Origin of the sequence: Mycobacterium alsense (genome assembly GCF_002086635.1) — a bacterium.
GTDB classification, from domain to species: domain Bacteria; phylum Actinomycetota; class Actinomycetes; order Mycobacteriales; family Mycobacteriaceae; genus Mycobacterium; species Mycobacterium alsense.
In genome coordinates this window covers 93,372-115,244 of sequence record NZ_MVHD01000005.1, presented here as the reverse complement: position 1 = coordinate 115,244, position 21,873 = coordinate 93,372, and the positions used below count along the sequence as shown (strand labels likewise).

24 protein-coding genes and 1 other RNA gene are annotated in these 21,873 nt (G+C 66.8%); 19 read left to right on the top strand and 6 right to left on the bottom strand.

What is annotated here, in order from left to right; genetic code table 11:
- Window positions 1-31: 31 nt before the first annotated feature.
- Window positions 32-1,411, bottom strand: coding sequence for an FAD-dependent oxidoreductase (locus BST11_RS05475; protein WP_083136949.1), 1,380 nt, complete (start codon window positions 1,409-1,411; stop codon window positions 32-34).
- A 133-nt stretch (window positions 1,412-1,544) separates the two neighbouring features.
- On the opposite strand from BST11_RS05475, the gene prfB reads away from it, so the two are divergent.
- From prfB to ssrA, 10 genes are all read left to right on the top strand, one after another.
- Entirely contained in the window at window positions 1,545-2,663 is a 1,119-nt protein-coding gene (gene prfB, locus BST11_RS05470) for a peptide chain release factor 2 (RefSeq protein WP_083136948.1), read from the top strand.
- A complete protein-coding gene (locus BST11_RS05465; protein ID WP_083136947.1) occupies window positions 2,653-3,645 on the top strand; it encodes a mechanosensitive ion channel family protein in 993 nt (330 codons plus the stop codon). Before prfB ends, BST11_RS05465 begins: the two co-directional genes overlap by 11 nt.
- Window positions 3,642-4,121 (top strand): Rv3103c family proline-rich protein, encoded by a 480-nt coding sequence (locus tag BST11_RS05460; protein ID WP_083136946.1) that lies wholly within the window; start codon window positions 3,642-3,644, stop codon window positions 4,119-4,121. The genes BST11_RS05465 and BST11_RS05460 overlap by 4 nt, the downstream gene beginning before the upstream one ends.
- A 43-nt stretch (window positions 4,122-4,164) precedes the next feature.
- Complete coding sequence (ftsE, locus tag BST11_RS05455; RefSeq protein ID WP_083137033.1) at window positions 4,165-4,854, top strand: cell division ATP-binding protein FtsE; 690 nt, start codon at window positions 4,165-4,167, stop codon at window positions 4,852-4,854.
- On the top strand, window positions 4,855-5,751 hold the full coding sequence (gene ftsX / locus BST11_RS05450; RefSeq protein WP_083136945.1) for a permease-like cell division protein FtsX: 897 nt from the start codon (window positions 4,855-4,857) through the stop codon (window positions 5,749-5,751). It abuts the gene before it with no gap.
- Window positions 5,752-5,753: 2 nt separating this feature from the next.
- The gene (gene smpB / locus BST11_RS05445) at window positions 5,754-6,263 is read left to right on the top strand and encodes an SsrA-binding protein SmpB (protein WP_083136944.1); all 510 of its coding nucleotides are present in this window, start codon (window positions 5,754-5,756) and stop codon (window positions 6,261-6,263) included.
- Window positions 6,260-7,105 carry an EamA family transporter gene (locus BST11_RS05440; protein WP_142276199.1) on the top strand — a complete coding sequence of 282 codons (846 nt, stop codon included), beginning with the start codon at window positions 6,260-6,262 and terminating at the stop codon, window positions 7,103-7,105. Before smpB ends, BST11_RS05440 begins: the two co-directional genes overlap by 4 nt.
- 32 nt (window positions 7,106-7,137) lie before the next feature.
- Window positions 7,138-7,983, top strand: coding sequence for a maleylpyruvate isomerase family mycothiol-dependent enzyme (locus BST11_RS05435; RefSeq protein ID WP_083136942.1), 846 nt, complete (start codon window positions 7,138-7,140; stop codon window positions 7,981-7,983).
- 155 nt (window positions 7,984-8,138) lie between these two features.
- Entirely contained in the window at window positions 8,139-9,101 is a 963-nt protein-coding gene (locus BST11_RS05430) for a hypothetical protein (protein WP_083136941.1), read from the top strand.
- Window positions 9,102-9,261: 160 nt separating this feature from the next.
- Window positions 9,262-9,629, top strand: a transfer-messenger RNA (tmRNA) gene (ssrA, locus tag BST11_RS05425).
- 53 nt (window positions 9,630-9,682) lie between these two features.
- Here the strand turns inward: ssrA and BST11_RS05420 are convergent.
- The 4 genes from BST11_RS05420 to BST11_RS05410 all read right to left on the bottom strand — a co-directional run bounded on the left by BST11_RS05420 (window position 9,683) and on the right by BST11_RS05410 (window position 12,812).
- On the bottom strand, window positions 9,683-10,573 hold the full coding sequence (locus tag BST11_RS05420) for a universal stress protein (protein WP_083136940.1): 891 nt from the start codon (window positions 10,571-10,573) through the stop codon (window positions 9,683-9,685).
- Window positions 10,574-10,706: 133 nt separating this feature from the next.
- Window positions 10,707-10,859: a hypothetical protein gene (locus BST11_RS27900; RefSeq protein ID WP_169834879.1), complete on the bottom strand. Its 153-nt coding sequence runs from the start codon at window positions 10,857-10,859 to the stop codon at window positions 10,707-10,709.
- Between the two features lie 478 nt (window positions 10,860-11,337).
- Window positions 11,338-11,805 carry a GAF domain-containing protein gene (locus tag BST11_RS05415; protein ID WP_083136939.1) on the bottom strand — a complete coding sequence of 156 codons (468 nt, stop codon included), beginning with the start codon at window positions 11,803-11,805 and terminating at the stop codon, window positions 11,338-11,340.
- Window positions 11,806-11,816: 11 nt separating this feature from the next.
- On the bottom strand, window positions 11,817-12,812 hold the full coding sequence (locus tag BST11_RS05410) for a glycoside hydrolase family 6 protein (protein WP_083136938.1): 996 nt from the start codon (window positions 12,810-12,812) through the stop codon (window positions 11,817-11,819).
- A gap of 147 nt (window positions 12,813-12,959) precedes the next feature.
- Here BST11_RS05410 and BST11_RS05405 point away from each other — a divergent pair, with 147 nt between their 5' ends.
- From BST11_RS05405 to BST11_RS05395, 3 genes are read left to right on the top strand one after another with little or no spacing between them, the layout of a single operon-like run.
- Window positions 12,960-13,262 (top strand): RNA 2'-phosphotransferase, encoded by a 303-nt coding sequence (locus BST11_RS05405; RefSeq protein ID WP_244897541.1) that lies wholly within the window; start codon window positions 12,960-12,962, stop codon window positions 13,260-13,262.
- A 9-nt stretch (window positions 13,263-13,271) separates the two neighbouring features.
- A complete protein-coding gene (locus BST11_RS05400; protein WP_244897540.1) occupies window positions 13,272-15,041 on the top strand; it encodes a TNT domain-containing protein in 1,770 nt (589 codons plus the stop codon).
- Window positions 15,042-15,099: 58 nt separating this feature from the next.
- Window positions 15,100-15,432: a hypothetical protein gene (locus BST11_RS05395; protein WP_083136937.1), complete on the top strand. Its 333-nt coding sequence runs from the start codon at window positions 15,100-15,102 to the stop codon at window positions 15,430-15,432.
- 24 nt (window positions 15,433-15,456) lie between these two features.
- On the opposite strand, the gene BST11_RS05390 is transcribed toward BST11_RS05395, so the two are convergent.
- Window positions 15,457-16,377 (bottom strand): LysR family transcriptional regulator, encoded by a 921-nt coding sequence (locus BST11_RS05390; RefSeq protein ID WP_083136936.1) that lies wholly within the window; start codon window positions 16,375-16,377, stop codon window positions 15,457-15,459.
- A 123-nt stretch (window positions 16,378-16,500) separates the two neighbouring features.
- Between BST11_RS05390 and BST11_RS05385 the strand changes: the two genes are divergently transcribed.
- From BST11_RS05385 to BST11_RS05355, 6 genes are all read left to right on the top strand, one after another.
- Window positions 16,501-17,784, top strand: coding sequence for an aromatic ring-hydroxylating oxygenase subunit alpha (locus BST11_RS05385; protein ID WP_083136935.1), 1,284 nt, complete (start codon window positions 16,501-16,503; stop codon window positions 17,782-17,784).
- A complete protein-coding gene (locus BST11_RS05380) occupies window positions 17,781-18,104 on the top strand; it encodes a hypothetical protein (RefSeq protein WP_083136934.1) in 324 nt (107 codons plus the stop codon). The genes BST11_RS05385 and BST11_RS05380 overlap by 4 nt, the downstream gene beginning before the upstream one ends.
- A gap of 5 nt (window positions 18,105-18,109) precedes the next feature.
- A complete protein-coding gene (locus tag BST11_RS05375; RefSeq protein ID WP_083136933.1) occupies window positions 18,110-18,940 on the top strand; it encodes a TauD/TfdA dioxygenase family protein in 831 nt (276 codons plus the stop codon).
- The gene (locus tag BST11_RS05370) at window positions 18,937-19,794 is read left to right on the top strand and encodes a TIGR03619 family F420-dependent LLM class oxidoreductase (protein ID WP_083136932.1); all 858 of its coding nucleotides are present in this window, start codon (window positions 18,937-18,939) and stop codon (window positions 19,792-19,794) included. The genes BST11_RS05375 and BST11_RS05370 overlap by 4 nt, the downstream gene beginning before the upstream one ends.
- A 159-nt stretch (window positions 19,795-19,953) precedes the next feature.
- Complete coding sequence (locus BST11_RS05360) at window positions 19,954-21,003, top strand: MlaE family ABC transporter permease (RefSeq protein ID WP_372509642.1); 1,050 nt, start codon at window positions 19,954-19,956, stop codon at window positions 21,001-21,003.
- A complete protein-coding gene (locus BST11_RS05355; protein ID WP_083136929.1) occupies window positions 21,003-21,872 on the top strand; it encodes an MlaE family ABC transporter permease in 870 nt (289 codons plus the stop codon). Before BST11_RS05360 ends, BST11_RS05355 begins: the two co-directional genes overlap by 1 nt.
- Window position 21,873: the final 1 nt, after the last annotated feature.

Here is a 21,873-nt window from a genome sequence, read left to right as displayed (position 1 = left end):
GCCCCCCGGCTGGGGACCGAATGCTCCGGGTTCAGCCGTGGCTGATGCGCAGCAGTTCGGCGAGGTTCGGCAACTTGACGCGGGGACGCCCGTGCGGCTCACCGGCCGCCCGTTCGTGGCGGTCGATCGCCTGCCAGTGGGCGGAGGTGACCAGCTTCGGCTGGCGCGACGCCAGCCACTCGGCCAGCTTGTCGGCGTGGTCGGCGGGGAAGTCCGCGCGGTCGGCCCGCTCTTTGGAGCCGGCCAGGTCTTCCAGCAGGGTGTCGACGGTGTCCTGGCTGTCCTTCTTATTGGTGCCGATCACGCCGGTGGGCCCGCGCTTGATCCACCCGACGACGTATTCGTTGCGGCGGCCCTCTACCCGTCCGCCGGTGTTCGGGATGGTCGCGTTCTTGTCGTCGAACGGCAATCCCGGGGTGGGCACGCCGCGGTAGCCGACCGACCGCACGACCAATTGCGCCGGCAGCTCCTCGCGCTCGCCGGTGTCCTTGGCCGCCACCCGGCCGCTTTCATCGCTGACCAGTTCGTTGCGGCCGAGCACGATGCTCTCGACCTTGCCATCGCCTTTGATCTCGATCGGAGACGTCTGAAACCGGAAGACAATTCGGCGATGGCCCGGCCGAGGGGCGCGCTGGGCGTAGTCGCGCAGCACCTTGAAGTTCTGCTTCGTCGTCTTGCCCGCCGCGGCCGCGTCGTCGTCGGTGATGCCCTTAAGCTGCGCGGGGTCGACGATCACGTCGACCCCTTCGAGGTCGGCCAGCTCGCGCAGCTCCAGCGTCGTGAACGCCGTCTGCAGCGGACCGCGCCGGCCGATGATCACCACTTCGTCGACCCCGCACGGGCGCAGCGACTCCAGGGCGTGGTCGGCGATGTCGGTGCGCGCCAGCACGTCGGGGTCGGTCACCAGGATGCGGGCGACGTCCAACGCCACGTTGCCGTTGCCGACGACCACCGCCCGGGTGCAAGACAGGTCGGGGCTGCAGTGCTCGAAGTGCGGATGTGCGTTGTACCAGCCCACGAAGTCGACGGCCGCGACGCTGCCCGGTAGGTCCTCGCCCGGGATGTTCAGCGAGCGGTCCGACTGCGCCCCGACGGCGTAGATGACGGCGTCGTAGCGCTCGGCGAGTTCGCGGGCCTCGATGTGTTCGCCGACCACCACGTTGCCGAAGAAGCGGAACCGCGGGTCCTCGGCGGTCTTTTCGAATTGCTTGCTGATCGACTTGATCTTCGGGTGGTCGGGCGCGACGCCGGAGCGCACCAGGCCCCACGGTGTCGGCAGCATCTCGACCATGTCGACGGCCACGTCGATGTCCTCCGACGCGTCGGCCGCCTTGAGCAACGATGCCGCGGCGAAGAATCCGGACGGCCCGGAGCCGACGATCGCTATGTGATACCGGTGGGGCGGGCGCATATGTGATGCCTTCTGTTCGTCTCCGGCTGCGGCCCGAGGGGCTGTGGAGAGGATGGCCGCAGTCGCGCGGTGCACATGATGTCTCCTGATGCTAAACGCTGACGACGGTAACTTGCCGGTAACGTGGGCGGCTGTGGAACCCGACCGGCAAGCCGATATCGCTGCCCTCGACTCCACCCTGACCACGGTGGAGCGGGTGCTCGATGTGGACGGTCTGCGCACCCGCATCCAAAAGCTGGAGCAGGAGGCGTCGGATCCGAAATTGTGGGACGACCAGTCCCGCGCCCAGCGGGTGACCAGCGAGTTGTCCCACGCCCAGGGCGAGCTGCGCCGCATCGAGGAGCTGCGGCAGCGCCTCGACGACCTGCCGGTGCTCTACGAGCTCGCCGCCGAGGAAGGAACGAGCGACAGCGGGGTCCAGGCGCTGGCCGAGGCCGACACCGAGCTCAAGGCGTTGCGCGCCGATATCGAGGCCTTCGAGGTGCGCACGCTGCTCTCCGGTGAGTACGACGAGCGGGAGGCGCTGGTCACCATCCGTTCCGGCGCCGGCGGGGTGGACGCCGCCGACTGGGCCGAGATGCTGATGCGGATGTACATCCGCTGGGCCGAGCAGCACAAGTATCCGGTCGAGGTGTTCGACACCTCCTACGCCGAGGAGGCTGGCATCAAGAGCGCCACCTTCGTGGTGCACGCGCCGTTCGCCTACGGCACGCTGTCCGTCGAACAGGGCACCCACCGGCTGGTGCGGATCAGCCCCTTCGACAACCAGGGCCGGCGTCAGACGTCGTTCGCCGAAGTCGAGGTGCTCCCGGTGGTGGAGACCACCGATCACATCGACATCCCCGAGGGTGATGTGCGGGTCGATGTCTATCGTTCCAGCGGGCCCGGGGGCCAGTCGGTGAACACCACCGATTCCGCGGTGCGTTTGACCCACATCCCCACGGGTATTGTCGTGACTTGTCAGAACGAAAAGTCGCAACTGCAGAACAAGATCTCGGCGATGCGCGTTCTTCAGGCAAAGTTGTTGGAGCGCAAGCGATCAGAAGAGCGCGCGGAGCTGGACGCGTTGAAGGGGGAGGGCGGCACCTCCTGGGGCAACCAGATGCGCTCCTACGTGCTGCACCCGTACCAGATGGTCAAGGATCTGCGAACCGAGTACGAGGTCGGCAACCCGGCCGCCGTTCTGGACGGAGACATCGACGGGTTCCTGGAAGCGGGGATCCGGTGGCGCAACCGAAAAGATGACGATTAACACGAATCCGATGGCCGCGGCCGCCGCGTCACCGGCGCAGCGCTGGGCGGACTTCTGGCACGGCCAGATCGGTGAATGGATCATCACCCGCGGCCTGCGGATCGCCATGGTGCTGATCGCGGCGGTGCTGGCGGCGCGCTTCGTCAACTGGGTCGCCGAGCAGGTGACCCGCCAACTCGACGTGGGTTTCGCCGAAAGCGACGCCCTGGTGCGCTCGGAGGCCACCAAACATCGCCAGGCCGTGGCGTCGGTGATCTCGTGGGTGTCGATCGTGATCATCGGGATCTGGGTCATGCTCCAGATCGCCGACATCCTGCGGTTCTCGGTGGGCGGCCTGATCGCGCCGGCCACGGTGGTCGGCGCGGCCCTGGGTTTCGGGGCCCAGCAGTTGGTCAAGGACCTGCTCTCCGGCTTTTTCATCCTGGTCGAGAAGCAGTATGGATTCGGCGATTTGGTGACGCTGACCATCGTCGCCTCGACGGAGGCCAGCGGCACGGTCGAGAACGTGACGTTGCGGGTGACCCGGCTGCGCTCACCGGACGGCGAGGTGCTGACCATCCCCAACGGCCAGATCGTCAAGGTGGTCAACCTGTCCAAGGACTGGGCCCGCGCGGTGGTGGACATCCCCGTGTCGACCAGCGCCGACCTCAACCAGGTCAACGACGTCTTGCACCAGGAATGCGAACGCGCCATGGACAACCCCGTGCTCGGGGAGTTGCTGTTGGACGCGCCCACGGTGATGGGCGTGGAAAGCATCCAGGTCGACACGGTCACCCTGCGCATGGTGGCCCGCACGCTGCCCGGTAAGCAGTTCGAGGTCGGCCGCCAGCTGCGCGTGCTGGTCATCCGGGCACTGGCCCGCGTCGGGATCATGACCGCGGCCGACGCGAGGGTGGGCGTCGTCGACGACGCCGCGCTGCCGGTCGACGAGGCGGCCGAGAAAGCCGGCGACAAGACCGACGGCACGGTGCGGCAGTCGTGAAATTCACACTGAACATCCTCGAGAAGCGCAGCGACGACAGGCGACGAGGTTGGAGCCACCTGTTCGGTGGGCGCATGCGCACGTCGACCCTGGTGCTGATCATCGCGTTTTTGGCGGTGTGGTGGCTCTACGACACCTATCGGCCGGAGGCGGCGCCCAAGCCGCCGGCGCCGCAGGTGGTGCCGCCGGGCTTCGTGCCCGACCCGAACTACACCTGGGTCCCGCGCAGCCGGTTGCAGCGGCCTCCGGCCACGGTCACGGTCACGCCGACCCCCACCGCCACGGTGCCGCCCACCACGCCGCCGCCCGTCACCACGACCACCACGCCGCCCTTCGTGGTGCCGCCCCCGCCGTGCCTGCTGCCGCCGCCGTTCTGCCCGCCGAGCACCAGCCCGACGCCCACGCCGACCCCACCGCCGCAGCTACCGCAGCCGGGGCCCGGTCCGGCGCCGAGTTCGCAGCCCCCGGCAAGCTGACTTCGCTTACCAGCGAAATTCACCGCTACACTGGCGTGCCGTGATGATCACCCTGGACAACGTCAGCAAGAAGTACAAGGCGTCGGCTCGGCCGGCGCTGGACGACATCAACGTCAAAATCGACAAGGGTGAATTCGTCTTTTTGATCGGACCTTCGGGCTCGGGCAAGTCGACCTTCATGCGCCTGCTGCTGGCCGAGGAGACGCCCAACACCGGCGACATCCGGGTGTCGAAGTTTCACGTCAACAAGCTGCCCGGACGGCACATCCCCAAGCTGCGCCAGGTGCTCGGCTGCGTCTTCCAGGACTTCCGGCTGCTGCAGCAGAAGACGGTCTATGAAAACGTCGCTTTCGCGCTGGAGGTCATCGGCCGGCGCCGCGACGCGATCAACCGAGTGGTGCCCGAGGTGCTCGACACCGTCGGCCTGTCCGGCAAGGCCAACCGCCTGCCGCACGAGCTGTCCGGCGGCGAGCAGCAACGCGTCGCGATCGCCCGCGCGTACGTCAACCGGCCATTGGTGCTGCTGGCCGACGAGCCCACCGGCAACCTCGACCCCGACACCAGTAAGGACATCATGGATTTGTTGGAGCGGATCAACCGCACCGGCACCACGGTGCTGATGGCGACGCACGACCATCACATCGTCGATTCGATGCGGCAGCGGGTCGTCGAGCTGTCGCTGGGCCGGTTGGTTCGCGACGAGCAGCGCGGCGTCTACGGAATGGATCGCTAAGTGCGCTTCGGCTTCCTGTTCAACGAGGTCCTGACCGGCCTTCGTCGCAACGTCACCATGACGGCCGCGATGATCCTGACGACCGCTATCTCGCTCGGCCTCCTCGGCGGTGGGCTGTTGGTCGTGCTGTTGGCGGACCACTCCCGGAGCATCTACCTCGACCGCGTGGAGTCGCAAGTTTTCTTGACCGACGACATATCCGCCAACGATGCGACGTGCGACACCAAAGCATGCAAGACGCTGCGCGACACGATCGAGGCTCGTGGCGACGTCAAATCGGTGCGGTTCCTCAACCGCGAGGACGCATACAACGATGCCATCCGCAAATTCCCGGAGTTCAAGGACCTCGCGGGCAAGGACTCGTTTCCGGCCTCGTTTGTCGTCAGGCTGGACAATCCCGAGCAGAACACGGAGTTCGACGCGGCCATGCGAGGCCAACCGGGTGTTCGCGATGTGATGAATCAGAAGAATCTGATCGACCGGCTGTTTGCGGTCCTGGACGGCTTGAGCAATGTCGCATTCGCCGTTGCCCTGGTGCAGGCCGTCGGTGCGATCCTGTTGATTGCCAACATGGTCCAGGTCGCGGCGTATACACGGCGGACGGAGATTGGGATCATGCGTCTGGTCGGGGCAAGTCGCTGGTATACCCAGCTGCCGTTCCTCCTCGAGGCGGTGCTTGCCGCGACCGTTGGTGTGATCATCGCGGTCGCCGGCCTAATCCTCGTGCGGGCAACGTTTTTGGACGACGTTTTGGACCAGTTCTATCACGCCCATCTGATAGCCCAGATCGACTGGGCCGACATCCTGTACATCGTGGCACCGATTCTGCTGGCTGTCGGCGTGTCGATGGCAGCGGTGACCGCTTACGTGACGTTGCGCCTGTACGTACGGCGGTAGCTGTGCCCAACGACTCGGGCAGGGCCAAGGCGACGGTCGGCAAGCGTGGCAGCAAACAAATTGTCGCCACCAATCGCAAAGCGCGGCATAACTATTCGATTCTCGAAGTATTCGAGGCAGGCGTCGCCTTACAGGGAACCGAAGTCAAAAGCCTGCGCGAGGGACACGCGTCGCTGGCCGACGCGTTCGCAACCGTCGACGACGGCGAAGTATGGTTGCGCAACCTGCACATTCCGGAGTACCAGCACGGTAGCTGGACCAACCATGACCCACGCCGCAATCGAAAGTTGTTGTTACACAGGCGACAAATCGACAGGCTGGTCGGCAAGATACGAGATGGTAACCTCGCCCTCGTGCCATTGTCTCTGTATTTCTCCGAAGGAAAGGTCAAGGTCGAGCTCGCGCTTGCGCGCGGCAAGCGGGCCTATGACAAACGCCAGGACGTGGCTCGCCGGGATGCCCAGCGCGAAGTGCACCGTGAACTCGGGCGCCGAGCCAAGGGCATGAACTGATTGGGGCCGCTTACGCCCAGCTGTCCGCCGTTACGTACGGTGTCAGCGATTTTGTGGGCGGTGTAGCCGCTCGACGGGTGCCCGCGCTGCGAGTGATGCTCGTGGCCTACCCGATCGAGGCAGTCTTGCTCGGCGCGTTGGCGATCGTCGTGGGTGGGCCGATCACGCCCAGCGCGGTCTTCTGGGGCGGCCTGTACGGCGTCGGCATGGCGTTCGGAATGTGGGCGTTCTTCGCGGCGCTGGGCGCCGGGCCCATCTCCGTGGTCTCACCGCTGGCGGCCGTGCTCAACGCCGCCGTGCCCGTCGCCGTCGGGGTCGCCCTGGGGGAGCGCCCCGGCCAGGCGGCGTCGGTGGGCGTCGTGCTCGCCCTGGTCGCGGTCACGCTGGTCAGCCGCGAGGCCACCGCCGAGGGCACCACGCCGTACCGGTTCACGCCCAAGGTGGCGTGGCTGACGGTGGTGGCCGGGTCGGCCATGGGCCTGAACCTGGTGTTCCTGCATCAGGCGCCGCACGCGTGCAAGCTCTGGCCACTGGTGTTCGCCCGGTTGTCCGGGACCCTGGTGGTGTGCGGCATGGCCGCGCTCAGCAAGAACATGCGGCTACCGCACGGCAAGCCGCTGAAGCTGGCCGTGGGCGTGGCCGTGCTGGACATCTGCGCCAACGTGACCATGCTGCTGGCGCTGCATACGTGGCTGCTGTCCCTGGCCAGCATCCTGATCTCGCTGTATCCGGCGGCCACGGTCGTGCTGGCCATGGTGGTGCTGCGCGAGCGGGTGAGCCGCTGGCAGGGGGTCGGCATGGTGATGGCCATGGGTTCGGTGGCGATGATCGCCGCGACCTGACGACCGCACGGTCGGCAGCCTAGGATCCGACCATGGCCGATCGCCCCGTCACCCTGCTGGAGAAGTCTGAGGTTCTGGCCGGTCTCTTCGCGGTGTGGGACTCCATCGCCGCGCTGCTCGACGGGCTGCCCGAGGGCGAGTGGCTCTCGGCGAGCCCGCTGCCCGGGTGGGACGTGAAGGCCCTGGTGTCGCACATGATCGGGACGGAGTCGTTCCTGGCCGGCGTCGCCGCTCCTCAGCCCGACATCGACGTCTCGGCGCTCGACCACGTGCGCAACGACATCGGCGCCATGAACGAGTGCTGGGTGCGCCATCTCAGCGGGGAGCCGGGCGCCGCCGTGCTCGAACGGTTCCGCGCGGTGACCGCCGATCGCCGCGCCGCCCTGGCGGGCATGTCCGACGGGGACTGGAACGCCGTGACGCCGACGCCCGTCGGACCCGAGAGCTACGGGCGGTTCATGCGGGTACGGGTCTTCGACTGCTGGATGCACGAGCAGGACATCCGTGACGCGGTGGCGCGGCCGTCGTCCGACGACGCGCTGCGCGGTCCCGCGTCGGAGCTGTCCCTCGACGAAATCGCGGCCACCATGGGGTACGTCGTGGGCAAGCGCGCCAAGGCGCCCGACGGCTCGCGCATCCTGTTCGATCTGACCGGGCCCGTCGGCCGCAGCATCCGCGTCGACGTGGACGGCCGCGCCCGGGTGGTCGACGACTTCGGTGACCGCCGGCCGACGGCGACGATCCGCATGGACGGGCTGCAGTTCAGTCGGCTTTCCGGCGGGCGTCCGATGAGCCCCGCGCGCGCCCGGGACATCGAGCTCGATGGCGACAAAGAGGTGGCCAACCAGGTCATCGAGCACTTGAATTTCGTGATCTGACGCCATCTTTGGCGGTTTACGACCGCGGCGCCCGCTCGACGGGCGACATATGTCACAGCCCCGCGGCGGATGATTGAGCCGGCACCCAGATTGGGTAGTTGACGTGAAGCGCGCACCTCGCGCCGACACCTGATCGTCAACGCCAGGAGGCCAGCATGACTGCACCAGACACGACGCGGCTGCTCGCGCAGCTGCGCACCCTGCTCGACCTGACCAACACCGAAATCCAGATCGCGGAAACCCGCGTCGCCCAGGCGCGCACCGAGGCGGTGCGCCGCGAACTCAAGCAGAACGCCGGCAACGGCCGCGAGCGGGCCGAGGCCATCCAGGCCGCGATCCGCGACCTCGGCGGCTACCCCGACGTGATCGGCCCCTTCCTGGGACGGGCCGCCGCGGCCGTCAAGGCGCTCACCGAGCAGGCCGAGCCGTTCGACGAGGCGCTGCTGGGTGACCTCGCGCTCGAGGACCAGCTGCTGGACCGCGCGCGTTACACCAAGGCGCTCGCCGTGGCCGCCAAGCGCCAGGACATCGTCAACCTCGCCGAACGCCTGATCACCGCGCACTCGGCCACCGTGGACTGGCTGACCACCGTGCTGGCCGAGGACGCGCTCGGCGGGCCGGCCGCCCTTCGTCGTACGCCGCTGCAGGCCGTGGCCGGCACCGCGGTGAAGCTGGTCAACCTGCCCGTCGCCTGGTCGGCCCGCGGGCTCGACAGGGCGGTAGACGCCGTGCGGTCCACCGGCCCGGCGTTCAATGACCTGGTCAAGCGGGGCGGCAACGCCGGTGACGTCGCGGCGAAGGCATTCTCCGCGTCGCAGAGCGCCGCCCTGAAGGCCGCCGAACGCGTCACCCGCTCGGAGGGGGCCGACGGCGCCGCCGACGTGTTGCACTCGGGCCGGGAGGCCGCCGGCGTGCTCGACGCCAGCGAGCTGCCCATCCGCAACTACGACGACCTGAACGTCAACGACGCGGTGGCGGCGATCAAGGACCTCAAGGAGCCCGGCGACGTGCACGCCATCATCGCCTATGAGGAGGCGCACAAGAACCGGCAGCGCATCGTCTCCGCCGCGCAGACCCGCGTCGCCGCGATCGCGCAGGACGTCGTCGGCATCAAGTAACGAACGAGCCAACCAGCGCCGTTATCGGCAACCGAGTACCCCCTGGAGTCGTCTGACCGGGGGGTATTCGGCCTGGTGGGAAGTTAATCGCGTTGCCGCGTGTTGATAGCCGGGTACCATTGATTGTCCTGCCGAAGGTCGGCGGGATGCTCGAAGACTAGGGGCTGAACGGTTTCGACTTCGCGCATCGAATCAAGGGAAGCGTGCCGGTGCAGGCAAGAGACCACCGTAAGCGTCGTTGCAACCATATAAGCGCCGATTCACATCAGCGCGACTACGCTCTCGCTGCCTAAGCGACAGCTAGTCCGTCAGCCCGGGAACGCCCTCGACCCGGAGCCTGGCGTCAGCTAGAGGGATCCACCGGTGAGTCCGGTCGCGGGGCTCATCGGGACATACACAGCGACTGGGATCGTCATCCCGGCTGGTTCGCGTGACCGGGAGATCCGAGTAGAGGCATAGCGAACTGCGCACGGAGAAGCCTTGAGGGAATGCCGTAGGACCCGGGTTCGATTCCCGGCAGCTCCACCGGACAAACAACTGGTCAGGGCACCAGCCCTGGCCATTTCTCACGCCGGCGGTCGTCAGAACCCACGCGCCACGATCACCGGAATCTTCGCCCTGTTGACCACGGCCGCCCCGACCGAACCCAGCAATGCGCCCCTGAGCCGGCCGCAGCCGTGGCTGCCGACCACAAGCAGTTGCGCGCGTTCGGAGGCCTCGATCAGCCAGCGTGCCGGATCACCGACTTCGATTCGGCGACGGATCCCCACCTCGGGATAGCGTTCGTGCCAACCCGCCAGCCGCTCGGCGAGCGTCTCCTCCTCCTCGGCCAGCCGAGCGTCCCATTGGGAGTCCTGGTACGACACCTTGGAGCCGGACACCCGGGGATCGGGCCAGACGTGCAGGGCCATCAGCCCGACACCTCGCAGGGAGGCTTCCTCAAATGCGATGGCGGTCGCCGCTTGCGACGCCGGTGAGCCATCGATGCCCACCAGCACCGGCGCCCGCGCGACCTTGGTGACCAGCGGCTCCTCGTCGTGGATCACGGCGACTGGGCAATGCGCGTGGTAGACCAAGGCCGAACTCACCGAACCGAGAAACACCCGGGCCGTCGCGCCGCCACGCCCTCGAGAGCCGACCACCACCATCTCCGCCTCTGCGGTGAGGTCGACGAGCGTCGTGGCGGCGGCCGAATGAAACACCTCGCTGTCGATGGGCAATGCACCGCACCCGCCGGCGCTCTCCTCGGCGACCTTGATCGCCGCTTCGATGACATCACGTGCCCGCTTCTCCTGCGATTGCCGGAAGCTTGCGGCCTCGAACCACTCCGGGAGGGGTGCGTCGACGACATGGATCAGAGTCAGCGGCACATTCCGCAGCGCGGCATCATGGGCCGCCCACCGCACCGCAGCCAGTGCCGCTGCTGAGCCGTCGACGCCTACCAACATCCCGCGGCGCGGAGGTTGCGACATCTCGGTTCGTTTCTGATCGGCTGCTATGTACCCACCAGCAGGATCACTCGGGGCGGCCGTGAGGTGTCAGGGCCGAAGAGATGCAAGCCCAAGGACCAAAGGCCCGATGAACCGGTTGAACGGCAGGCGGTGGTCAGTGATGCGGTGGTCGTTCGTCGCGGAGCCGGCTCTCGTCCAACGCCGCGCGCACTTGCTCCTCGTCGCGATACCTCTCCAAATCCTCGGTCGTGACGTCCACCCGCCGCGGCTTCGGCGCGGCCCGTGGACGCGGGGCTTCGCTGGGCATGAGTTGATTGTCGCAAAAAAGATAGAGCGGTTTTGTCCGCCTAGAGCTGGAGCGATGCACTAGGGCGATCGCTATGCCGCCCTCACCCACGGATGCCGCCCGCGCTTCACTGATCCCGAGCGGATATCGCCGACCGCGAAAATTCCAGGGCGGCCGGTTTCAAGAGCGAACGCTCGCGATCGGCCTTCCATTGTCCCGACTTCATCGCGTCGGTTCCCGTCCACACGAAGCCGTGCGCGTCGCAGGAGATTTCGGAGGGGAGCTAATCAGTCGCCGCTTTGGCGCCGATCAGAACGAAGAGCACGCTCGCATCCCGTCGCGATGTCATGCCGGTGGTTCGTGGCTACCCCTCAACTCTTTTCGCGGGGCAATCGCTGGCTCACGAGAGCGGCTCGCCGTCGAATCTTTCGATGCGGGAATTGTCCACCGCACACCCGCGGCAGCGGATGAGGCATCCGCCCCACAAACGAGCGGCGTGTCAAGGCTCGCTAGTCCGCTGCGGGCCGGACCCCTGCGCGTCCCAGATCCTTTGTGTCTCCTCGCCTATCGAGCGGTGGTGGATTTCCTGGAAGTTGCGCCCGCCCCGGCCGAATGTGGCCACGACAGCGGCCGGCACATCCCGCTCCGGAATCGGGACCGACAGCCACTCGCAGGGTCGCACGTGCACCAAATCCACCGCCGCAGCCGTGTCGTCGGCGTCGTACGTGTACGGCCCGCTGATGCGGCCCAGCCAGAACCACCCGTCGCTGTCGCGGGTCCACACGAACGAACCCTCGTCGAGCTCGCCGAAGCGGGCGACCCGACGTTCAAGCCGTTCATCTTCTCCGGGCCGACTCACGTATTGCCCGAAGCCGCACACACCGAGCCGGCGGGCGCGATCGATGGCGGCCTGTGCCTCGACGGCGTCGTTGCGCGAACGCATCGGCGCGCGGTAGACGGCCACCATGGCGCGCTTGCCTAGTGGCTCGCGTTGCGGGCCAGATCGATGGCGTACTGGCTCACGAAGTTGCCCGCCGGCGGATCACCCTTGCCGCATGTGCCGTCGGATTCGCCGGGGCGTTTGATCCACAAGTAGGCGTCGGCGTGCGCGCCCGCGGTAGCCGTGGTGGGCGGAGTGCCCAGCGCCCGACCGCCGGGGTTGCACCAGTTGAGCCCGGAGTCGGGCGCCGGGCCCGCGCCGTTGCGTGAGGTGTCGACCACGTAGTGCGAAGCATTCGTCAGCCCCGAAATCGCCTCGCCGTAACCGATTTCGTCCTCGGTGGAGAAGAAATTCGCGGTGTTGACGCTGAAGCCCCGCGCGCGGCCGACGCCGGCCTGGTTGAGCCTGGTGGCCATGTCCTCGGGGCTATGCCAGCGCAGGTGGCCGGCGTCGACGTAGACGGCCGCGTTCGGGTCGCGCGTCAGCGTGTCGACGGCGTAGCGAATCAAGTCGGAGCGTTCTTGGCGCTGATCACCCGACAGGCAGTCGGCCATGGCGAGCGCATCCGCTTCGACGATGATCGCCACCCGCGAGGTGCCGACCCCGGAGGCGATGGTGTCGATCCAGCCTCGGTAGTCGGCGCCCGACCCCATGCCGCCCGCGGCGAAGCTGCCACAGTCGCGGTGGGGGATGCCATAAATCGACAGGACGGGGATGGCTCCGGCAGCGTTTGCGTCGCCGACGTACTTCCCGACCGTGCCTGCCGAAGAGCCCGGCACGACCCAGTACGCCTGCGGCGTATTGGCGATTGCGGTCAATTCGGGACTGGGCGGATCGGCGCGCTGCGCGGCGCGCATGGCCGCCGAGGTGGGGTTGACGTAGAACGGCGCCCCGGCCAACGGGTTTCCCTCGGCGGCCAAGCGCACCGCCGGGGCGGCCGGCGCCGGGGCAAGGCAACCGATGCCGGCAACGGCCGCAACCGTCAGGAAGGGGGTGATCCACCGCGCGACTGCACCAGCAGCTGAGAACATCACCCCAGGAAATTAGCGCCCCAAAGCATCGAGCGCCAATTGCCCGTCGGGCTGGCTGCCGCGGGCCTGCTCGGCAACGGGTGAAGGGCGCGCGCGGCTGCAGCGACCTATGATTTGCGTGCGCGGCGCCGGGAGCGGAAGGGGGGCAGCGTGGCCTATCTCTTGAAGGTCGATCCCGTCGCGCTGCACGCGGGCAGTGCTGACATGTTTAACGCGGCCGGTGAGGCCGCCGTCGGGTTCGTCGGCCACGAGGAAGCATTGGCCGGGGCCGCGCCGGGTTGGGTGGGATCCTCGCAGCTGGCGTTGGCGGAGCTGGCGGCGCGCTGGGAGCTCCGGCACGACCACCACCAGTTGCTGGTAGGTGGGTTGGGATCGCATGTGGCCGAGGCAATGGTCGGCTATGTCACCAACGAGGACGATTCGGCGCGCGCTCTCAGGTCGGTGCGGGAGTAGGGGTATCGGGTGGCGACGTTGACCCCATACGACGTCAAGCGTTGGGATCTCGGCGCGATCCAGATGGTGTTCGAGACGGCCAACGGGCGCGCCAATACCTTGCAGCGGTTGGGGGATAACCTGCAGCAGGTGCACGACACGCTCAGCGATTGGCATGGCGAAGCCGGGGAGGCGTTTCGCGCCGATCTGGGCAAGGCTCGCCGTGACATCGAGGCCGACGGGCGGGAGTCTCGGCAGGTGGCGGCGGCGGTGTCGCGCGCCGAGGGGGACGTGAGCGCGTGCAAACGCGAGCTGGCTGACATCGAGCGGGCCACCGATGCCAAGGGCTGGACCATCACGCCCGACTGGCGAATTGACGTGGGGGACAGCTGGATTGGGCGGGATCCGATCGAGTTCGCCGCACAGCAGCAGCTGTTGCAGGATCGGCTAATCATGCTGAAGGTGCGTGCCGACACGGCCGACCACGAGCTTGCCGCGGCCATCCGCGCTGCCGTAGGCGAGGCTCCGGTGGCTGCCGGCGGACCTCCCACGGGCGGTTCGCCGCCGCCGCAAGGGGCGCGCGGGCCCGCACCCTCGGGCAAACCGCGGACGTGGCACGACATGCTGTTGCCCGACGGCCCGGCGGACGCTGGACCCTCTGGTGGCCCGCCTACGGGTGTGCCGAATCCGGCTGGCGCCCCTGCGGGCAAGCCGCCGTCCCTGCAAGACCTTTTGACCGGCGGGCCGCCAAATTCTGACCCACAACTTCAACCGGGCGGCCTGCCGGGACTGCTGGGGCCGGCAGGCCGCCCCGGTGCTCCTGGCGCACCGGCGCCTAGGCCGACCCCCGCAGACGTGGAAAGCGCCAAGGCGCTGCTTCGTCCGATCATGCTCCAAGACGGGGTGCCGCCGGATCAGATCGAGGCGCGCCTGGATCAGATCGTGGCCGACGCCCAGCAGTGGATCGACCACGGGATGCCCAACTACATACCGCCCGAGCCGACGCCCCCGCCGCCGCCGGGATTCGGCGAGGGATTCGCCGACCGCTGGTTTGCCACCGAACAAGGGATCAAAAATCTGCTCGGGCAAGGAGGTCCCGGCGCGCCCGGCGCGCTCGAGTCGTGGCAGCAGATGCTCAAAGGCACCGTCGAGGCGGCGACGAATCCGGTCGGCACGACCGTCGGAGAAGTCGAAAATCTGCTGGACTCACCGAGTCCGGCGTACTACGCGGGAGGCAAAGCCTCTGATGCCGCGTTCGCCCTGCCCGGGCTGCTCTTCGGCGGGGAGGGCGCGGCCGTCGAGGCAGGACTTCCCGCAGAAACCGTGACCGAAGGTGGTGCGCCTTTGGCCGTGGTGCGAGGCTGGCACCCCACAGGCGGACTGACATGGGACGAATTTGCTTCCCTGTTCGGCACGCCGGAAACGCGCAGCTATCCTTCGAATGATGGTTTTCAACCCGGCTTTGTCCCTCATCCTGCCCAGTTGCCCGAGGGTGCGATCATCGACCGGTTCGGGTCGGAATACGGCCGTTATCTTGCGCCCGACGGAACCCCTTTTGCAGATCGTGCTTTAGCGCCGGAATCGGTTGGCGGGGATTACAACCGGTACATGGTTACCGGAAAACCGCTGCCTCCAGGCTGGCAACTCGTAGAAGGGCCAGTGCAACCGTATTATGGTCAGACGCCGTCGCCAGGCTCTCTTCAATTCATGATCTTAGGTCCCGACGGCGTGAAAGTGTCGGTGAGAGAACTGGTCGACAGAGGAATCCTCGATGAATACGGACCGCGACTTGGACGCTAAGTGTACGAAGCTGCAATCCGAGATAGATATGTTGTCAGAAAAGCTCGGCGTTCGTCCTATGCCGGTCGGACTCCGAACGAAGGATGGCCTGAATATTTACATTGCCGACGATGGTTCGTATCACTTCACCTTCTACGAGCGAGGAAAACTCGGCTTCGACCGTGTAGGTAGCCTCGATGATCTTCTCTACTGGTACTGCGAAGGAGTTGTGACCAGCCAAGCGGCAAAACGGGTGGGTGACCGTGCCGAACGCTTCAAGTACGAATATCAGATATTGAGTCAGTTCGATATTGCGTGGGCGAAGAGGCGGGTGCGCGAACTCGCTTCCGTTTTTCGTGACGGCCAGCCAGAGGATATCGCCCTGCTCCCCGACATCGGCGAACCGCTGTGACGCTCATACCCCCGGCTGCAGCCCTCAGCTGCGCGCCGAGTTCTCGCTGATGATGTCGCAGGCGGTCTCATAGAACGCGCTGATCAACGTCGAGAATGACAGCGCGAAGGGGTGAATCATGTACACGTCCAACCCTTCCAGGGTCCAGTCCGTCAGCACGGGCACGATGGTTCCCTCACGCAACTCTTCCGTGACGATGATCTGAGTGGGCATCGCGCCGACGCCGAGGCCCTGCAGGATGTACTGCTTGCAGACCTGAAAGTTGTTGGCACGCGCGCGAACCACGGGTGAGAGCTCGTGGCGTCGCTTGCTTTTCGCGACCGTGAGCCTGCGTGGCGCGTCGCCGAACCCGAAATCGATGAACGGCAGGGCATTCAATTGCGCCGGAGCGGTGATCGGCTCCGTGAGCTCGTCCAGAAAATCCGGCGACGCGCACAGGAACAGCTCCAAGCTGAAGACCTTCCGCGCAATCAGCGTCGAATCCTGCAGCGGGCCCGTTCCGAAAACCACGTCGAACCCGTCGTGCACGGGGTGAACGACGTTGTCCACCAAGCGGATATCCAGCCGCGAGTTCGGATAGCGCCGCAGGAACTTCGCGCCGACGCGCGACGCGTAGTCGATGCCGACGAACACCGGAATGGCCACCCGCAGCTCCCCCTGCGGCTCCTGCCTGCAGTCTTCCACCAGCGCCCGCACGCCGTTCGCCTCGGCCAGGATGTTGACGCCGTGGCTGTAGATCTTCTCGCCCAGATCCGTGACCGTGAGCTGGTGGGTGTTCTTGCGCAGCAGCTTGATGCCCAGGTCCGACTCCAGCTTGCTGAGCTTGCGGCTGACCGTGGACTTGGGCATGCCGAGCAGGGTGGCGGCCTTGGACAAACTGCGGCACTCGACGACCTTGCCGAACACCAGCAGGGCGTCGAGGTCGAACGGTAGGTTTTGTTCCATCGGTGTTCCAAAAATGCAACAGGGTGTTGCAATTGAAGGCCTGTTTCGGCTCTTCGGTCAAGTGCTACGTTTCTGCCGGTAGGGGGGCCGGGGCCTACGAGGAGGACAGCGGAGGAGGGCCTCATGAGCCAGGACGTCCTGGTGACCAAGCCGGCGAGCGGGCACTGGACCGACGCCTATCCCGAACTGGGACGCGGCCCGGTGTCCCTCGAGGATTGCGTCTCGCCCGAGTTCTACGAGAAGGAACGCGAGCACGTCTTCAAAAAGACCTGGCTCTACATGGGGCGCGTAGAGCGCGTGCCGAAGTCCGGCAGCTACTTCACCCGCGAGCTCAGGTTTTTGAACACCTCGGTCATCATCGTGCGCGGCAAGGACGACGTGATCCGCGCCTTCCACAACATCTGCCCACACCGCGGAAACAAGATGCTGTGGGAGGACGACCCGTTCGAGGAGGTGCAGGGCCGCGCGCCGCTGCTGTACTGCCGCTTCCACGGCTGGCGCTACAAGCTGGACGGCTCCCTGCACTCCGCGACGCGCACGGACCTGCTGCTCGACTTCGACGCCGACAGCTGCCGCGTGCCGGCCATCCAGTGTGAGGTCTGGGAAGGGTTCATCTTCATCAACCTCAACCCCGACAACACCGAGCCCTTGCGCTCGTTCCTCGGCAGGCTGGCCCACGGAATCGAGGGCTATCCCTTCGCGGGACCCCACCAGGTCTACCGGTTCAAGACCGAATTGCGGTGCAACTGGAAGATTTTCGTCGACGGCTTCGCCGAGAGCTACCACGGCCCATACCTGCACGCGTCCTCGTTCGGCGCCCTCACCGCCGAGGCCCGCGACGCGTTCAACCAGCCCAACCCGTTCACCGACGCGCTGGCCTATCAGCTCGCGGGCCCGCACCGGATGTTCTCCTTCTCCGGCGAGCCCTCGCAAAAGACGCCGTATTCCAAGCCGATCGAATGCGTGATGGAGGCGAGCGCCGCCGGACCGTGGAACAAGCGCACCGACCGCGGACCGATGCCGGCGGGCCTCAACCCCACGCGCTCGGAGAAATACGGTTTCGACTCCTTCCAGTTCTTTCCCAACTTCGTGCTGATCTTCGGCTCGTCCGGCTTCAGCACGCACACGCATTGGCCGACGGGCCCGCACTCCCACATCTTCGAAGTCGAGATGTTCTATCAGCCGCCCACGACGCACAAGGAGCGTCTCGGGCAAGAGCTGACCGTGACCTTCCTCAACGACATCATCCTGGAAGACGCCAGCCCGTCCGAAGGCCTACAGGCGATGCTCAACAGCGGCGCGCTGACGCATTTCACCATGAACGACGAGGAGATCCTGCTTCGTCACCTGCACAAGGTGGTGCGCGACTACGTCGCGGCCGGCGAGCGGGCAAAGGCGGGCCGATGAACGCGCGTCTGCCGCAGGAGTTTTCCGAACTCGAGCACCTGGTGGACGAGTGGGCCATCGAGGACGGCCACGAGCGCTACGTCAAGCGCGTGAACAGCTCGATGGCCGAAATACAGGCCTTCTACGACGAGGTCTTCCCCCGCGCCGAGGAGGCCGTCGCCTACATCGACAAGTTCGACTACTCCGAACCGCTGCCCGACGACGTGGCCAACCTTCGCAACCTGCTGTACTCGTTGATCACCGTCTCGCTGGCGGTGGAGCTGTGGAAGCAGCCGCGGGTAAAGCATTCGGCCAAAACTATTCTGACGCGATTGAGCTGAGACGCATGGGAACTCGATCGCGCCCGCTCGAAATCGTCGACCGCACACCGGCCATCGGCAGCGAGATACGAACCGACCTGGAAACGCTGCTCAGTGGCCGCGAAGCGGAGACCATCCGCGCCACGCTGGAGCGGCGCGGCGTCGTCTTCTTTCGCGGCCTCGACATCAGCGACGAGCAACAAGTCGCCATCGCCAACACCCTTGGCAGCATTGTGCAGAACGAGGGGGAGGGCGGGATCTACAAGATCTCGCTCGACACCACCGTGAACCAGCGAGCGGAATACCTGAAGGGCTCGATGTTCTGGCATTTCGACGGCTCGCTGCAGCCTTATCCGAATCTCGCGACCCTGCTGCGGGCCATGAAGCTGTCGGACTCCGGAGGTCAGACCGAGTTCTGCAACACCTACGCGGCGTACGAGGATCTGCCGGACGCGGACAAGGAGGCGATCGCCGAGCTTCGGGTGGTCCACAGCGCCGAGCGCTCGCAGTACTACGTGCGCCCCGAGATGAGCTACGACGAGATCACCTTCTGGCAGAAGTCGCCGACGAAGTCGTGCCCGATGGTGTGGACGCACCAATCCGGGCGCAAGTCGCTGCTCCTCGGCGCGACCGCGGACTACGTGATCGGACTGCCGGTGGAGGAAAGCCGTGCCCTGCTCGCGCGCCTTCGTGACTGGGCCACCCAGCCGCACTACGTCTACCGGCACGAGTGGCAGCCCGGCGACCTGTTGATCTGGGACAACACCGGCACCATGCACCGGGCGCTGCCGTACGCCGCCGACAGCGGCCGCCTCATGCACCGCACCGTGCTCGCCGGGGAAGAGCCGCTGAATTGAAGCTCGGCATCGCGACACCCGTCGTCACCAACGTCGCCGGTGCGGCCCTGACGTGGGAGAAGGACGCCACGATCGAGGACATCGGCCGCGCGGCCGAGGAGGCGGACCGGCTCGGCTATCACCATCTCACCTGCAGCGAGCACATCGGCATACCCTCGGGCGAGGCCGCGCGGCGCGGCTCCCGCTACTGGGACCCGCTCGCCACGTTCGGCTACGTGTCGGCACGCACCCGACAGATCCGACTCGTCACGATGACCCTGGTGCTCGGCTATCACCACCCGCTGGCGATCGTGAAGCGCTACGGCACCTTGGATCACGTGAGCGGCGGCAGGGTGATCCTCGGCGTGGGCGTCGGCAGCCTGAAGGAGGAGTTCGACCTGTTGGGCGCGCCGTTCGACGACCGCGGCGCGCGCGGCGACGACGCCCTGAGGGCGCTGCGGGCGGCGCTGCCCACCAACGAGCCGGCGTATGAGGGCGAGTACTACTCGTTCGGCGGGCTCACCGTCGACCCCTGCGCGCTGCAGCCGCACATGCCGATCTGGATCGGCGGGCGGACCAAGCGGTCGTTGCGGCGCGCCGTCACGCTCGCCGACGGTTGGTGTCCCTTCAACGTGTCGATCGCCACCGCCGCCGAGTGGCTGCGGGCCTGGGAGCTGCCCGCCGGGTTCGAGGTCGTCTTGCCCGCCGAAAAGCCGCTGGACCCGGTGGGGCAGCCGACGCTGACCGAGGAGACCCTGCGCACGATGGCGGCGGCCGGCACCACCACGTTGTCGGCCAGGTTCGTCCATCACTCCCTCGCGCACTACCTCGAGCAAATCCACGCCCTCGCGGAGTTGCACGCCAAGGCCTTCTGATCCGGGGTGTGGCGTAGATCACACTCCCCTGTTTTCCAGGACAAATGCCGCTCACCGCTGGTAGAACGCACCTACTCGATGCTGTTGGACGTGCGTCAAGCAAGCTGGCAATTGTGCTTCGGTGGGGCGCCGTGACAGCGGTTAAGGAGGAACCTGCCGTTGACAGCAGGTGTACACGACGCGACAGCGGCTGAACCGGCGATTGAGACAGACGGCAAAGAACTGGCCGTCGATGTCGGTGCCGACGTCCCCGTCGATGTCGCCCTCGGTGTCGACACGGACACTTCGGCAAACGGCGAACACGCACCCGATCCCGCGGCGGTCACCCCGGCCGAACCGGACGATCAGCAAGCCCGCGACCACCCGGCGCCGGCGTCGATCGGCCGCCGGGCCCGCACGATGTTGGGCAGACCCTTCCGATACGGCCTCAACCAGACCGATTCGTCGTTGAAGACGCTGGGCCGCTTCTTCGAGCTTTCCGTGCAGTCCTTCGTCTACCTGATCACCGATCTGATCCGGCTGCGCCACCCGTGGCGGGACACCATCAACCAGGCCTGGTTCATCATCAGCGTCACGGCGATACCCGCCCTGCTGGTGTCGATCCCGTTCGGGGTCATCGTCGCGGTGCAGGTCGGCAACTTCATCCAGCAGGTCGGCGCTTCGTCGATCTCGGGCGCGGCCGGCGGCCTCGGGGTGATCCGGCAGGGTGCGCCAATCGTCGCGGCGTTGCTGCTCGGCGGCGCGGCGGGTTCGGCCGTGGCCACCGACCTGGGCGCGCGCACCATCCGCGAAGAGGTCGACGCGCTGCGCGTCATGGGCATCGACCCGGTGCAACGGCTGGTCACTCCCCGGCTGGCGGCGATCGTGTTCGTGGCGCCGGTGCTGTGTTCCTTCATCATCTTCATGGGGCTGGCCGCGGGCTACGCCATCAACGTCGGCTTCCAGTCCGGCACCCCGGGCAGCTACATCGCGTCGTTCGCGTCCTTCGCCAGCGTCGGCGACGTCGGGGTCGCCGTGCTCAAGACCTGGCTTTTCGGCGTGGTCGTGATCCTGGTTGCCTGCCAGCGCGGGCTGGAGGCCAAGGGCGGCGCGCGCGGCGTGGCCGACGCCGTCAACGCCTCGGTTGTCATCGGCGTGGTGGCGGTCTTCGTCCTCAATTTGTTGATCACCCAGGGCCTGTCGATGTCGATGCCGCTGAGGGTCGGTTGATGGCCCGCGCGACCGCGCCGGCACGGCATCTGCCCACGCCCCTGCGGGCCCCCGGGTGGGTCGTTGACCGCGGTGACTCCCTGGTGCAGCGCCTCGGTCACCAGTTGACCTTCCTGTTCCAGGTGCTCGGCGCGATTCCGCACACGCTGAGGCACTACCGGCAGCAGACCGGCGTGCTGCTGGTCGACATGATCTGGGGAAACGGGTCGCTCATCGTGGGCGGCGGCACCATCGGCGTGCTGGTGTTCATGGGCGCGGCGGTCGGCGGTTCGGTGGGAATCGAAGGCTACGGCGCCCTGGACATGGTGGGCATGGGCCCGCTGACCGGGTTCGTCTCCGCCTATGCCAACACCCGCGAGATGGCGCCGATGATCGCGGGGATCGGCTTCGCCGCCCAGGCGGGCTGCCGCATGACCGCCGAGATCGGCGCCATGCGAATCTCCGAGGAGATCGACGCGCTGGAGGCCCTGGGCATCCAGTCGATCCCGTTCGTGGTCACGACCCGGGTGATCGCCGGGATGATCACCATCGTCCCCTTGTACGTGGTGACGCTGGCGCTGAGCTACGTGTCGTGCGCGCTGGTCGTCAACGTGCTGCACGGGCAGTCATCGGGCACCTACTACCACTACTTCGACTCGTTCATCCGGCCCTCCGACGTGGTGTTCTCGGTGCTCAAGGCGGCGACCTTCGTGACGCTGATCATCGCCATCCACGGCTACCAGGGCTACTACGCCGGCGGCGGCCCCGAGGGCGTCGGCCGGGCCTCCGGTCGAGCCATCCGGGCCAGCATCGTCACCGTGGTCGCCGCCGACATGGTGCTGACGCTGTTGTTCTGGGGCAACAGCCCGGGCATTCGGATCTCGGGATAGG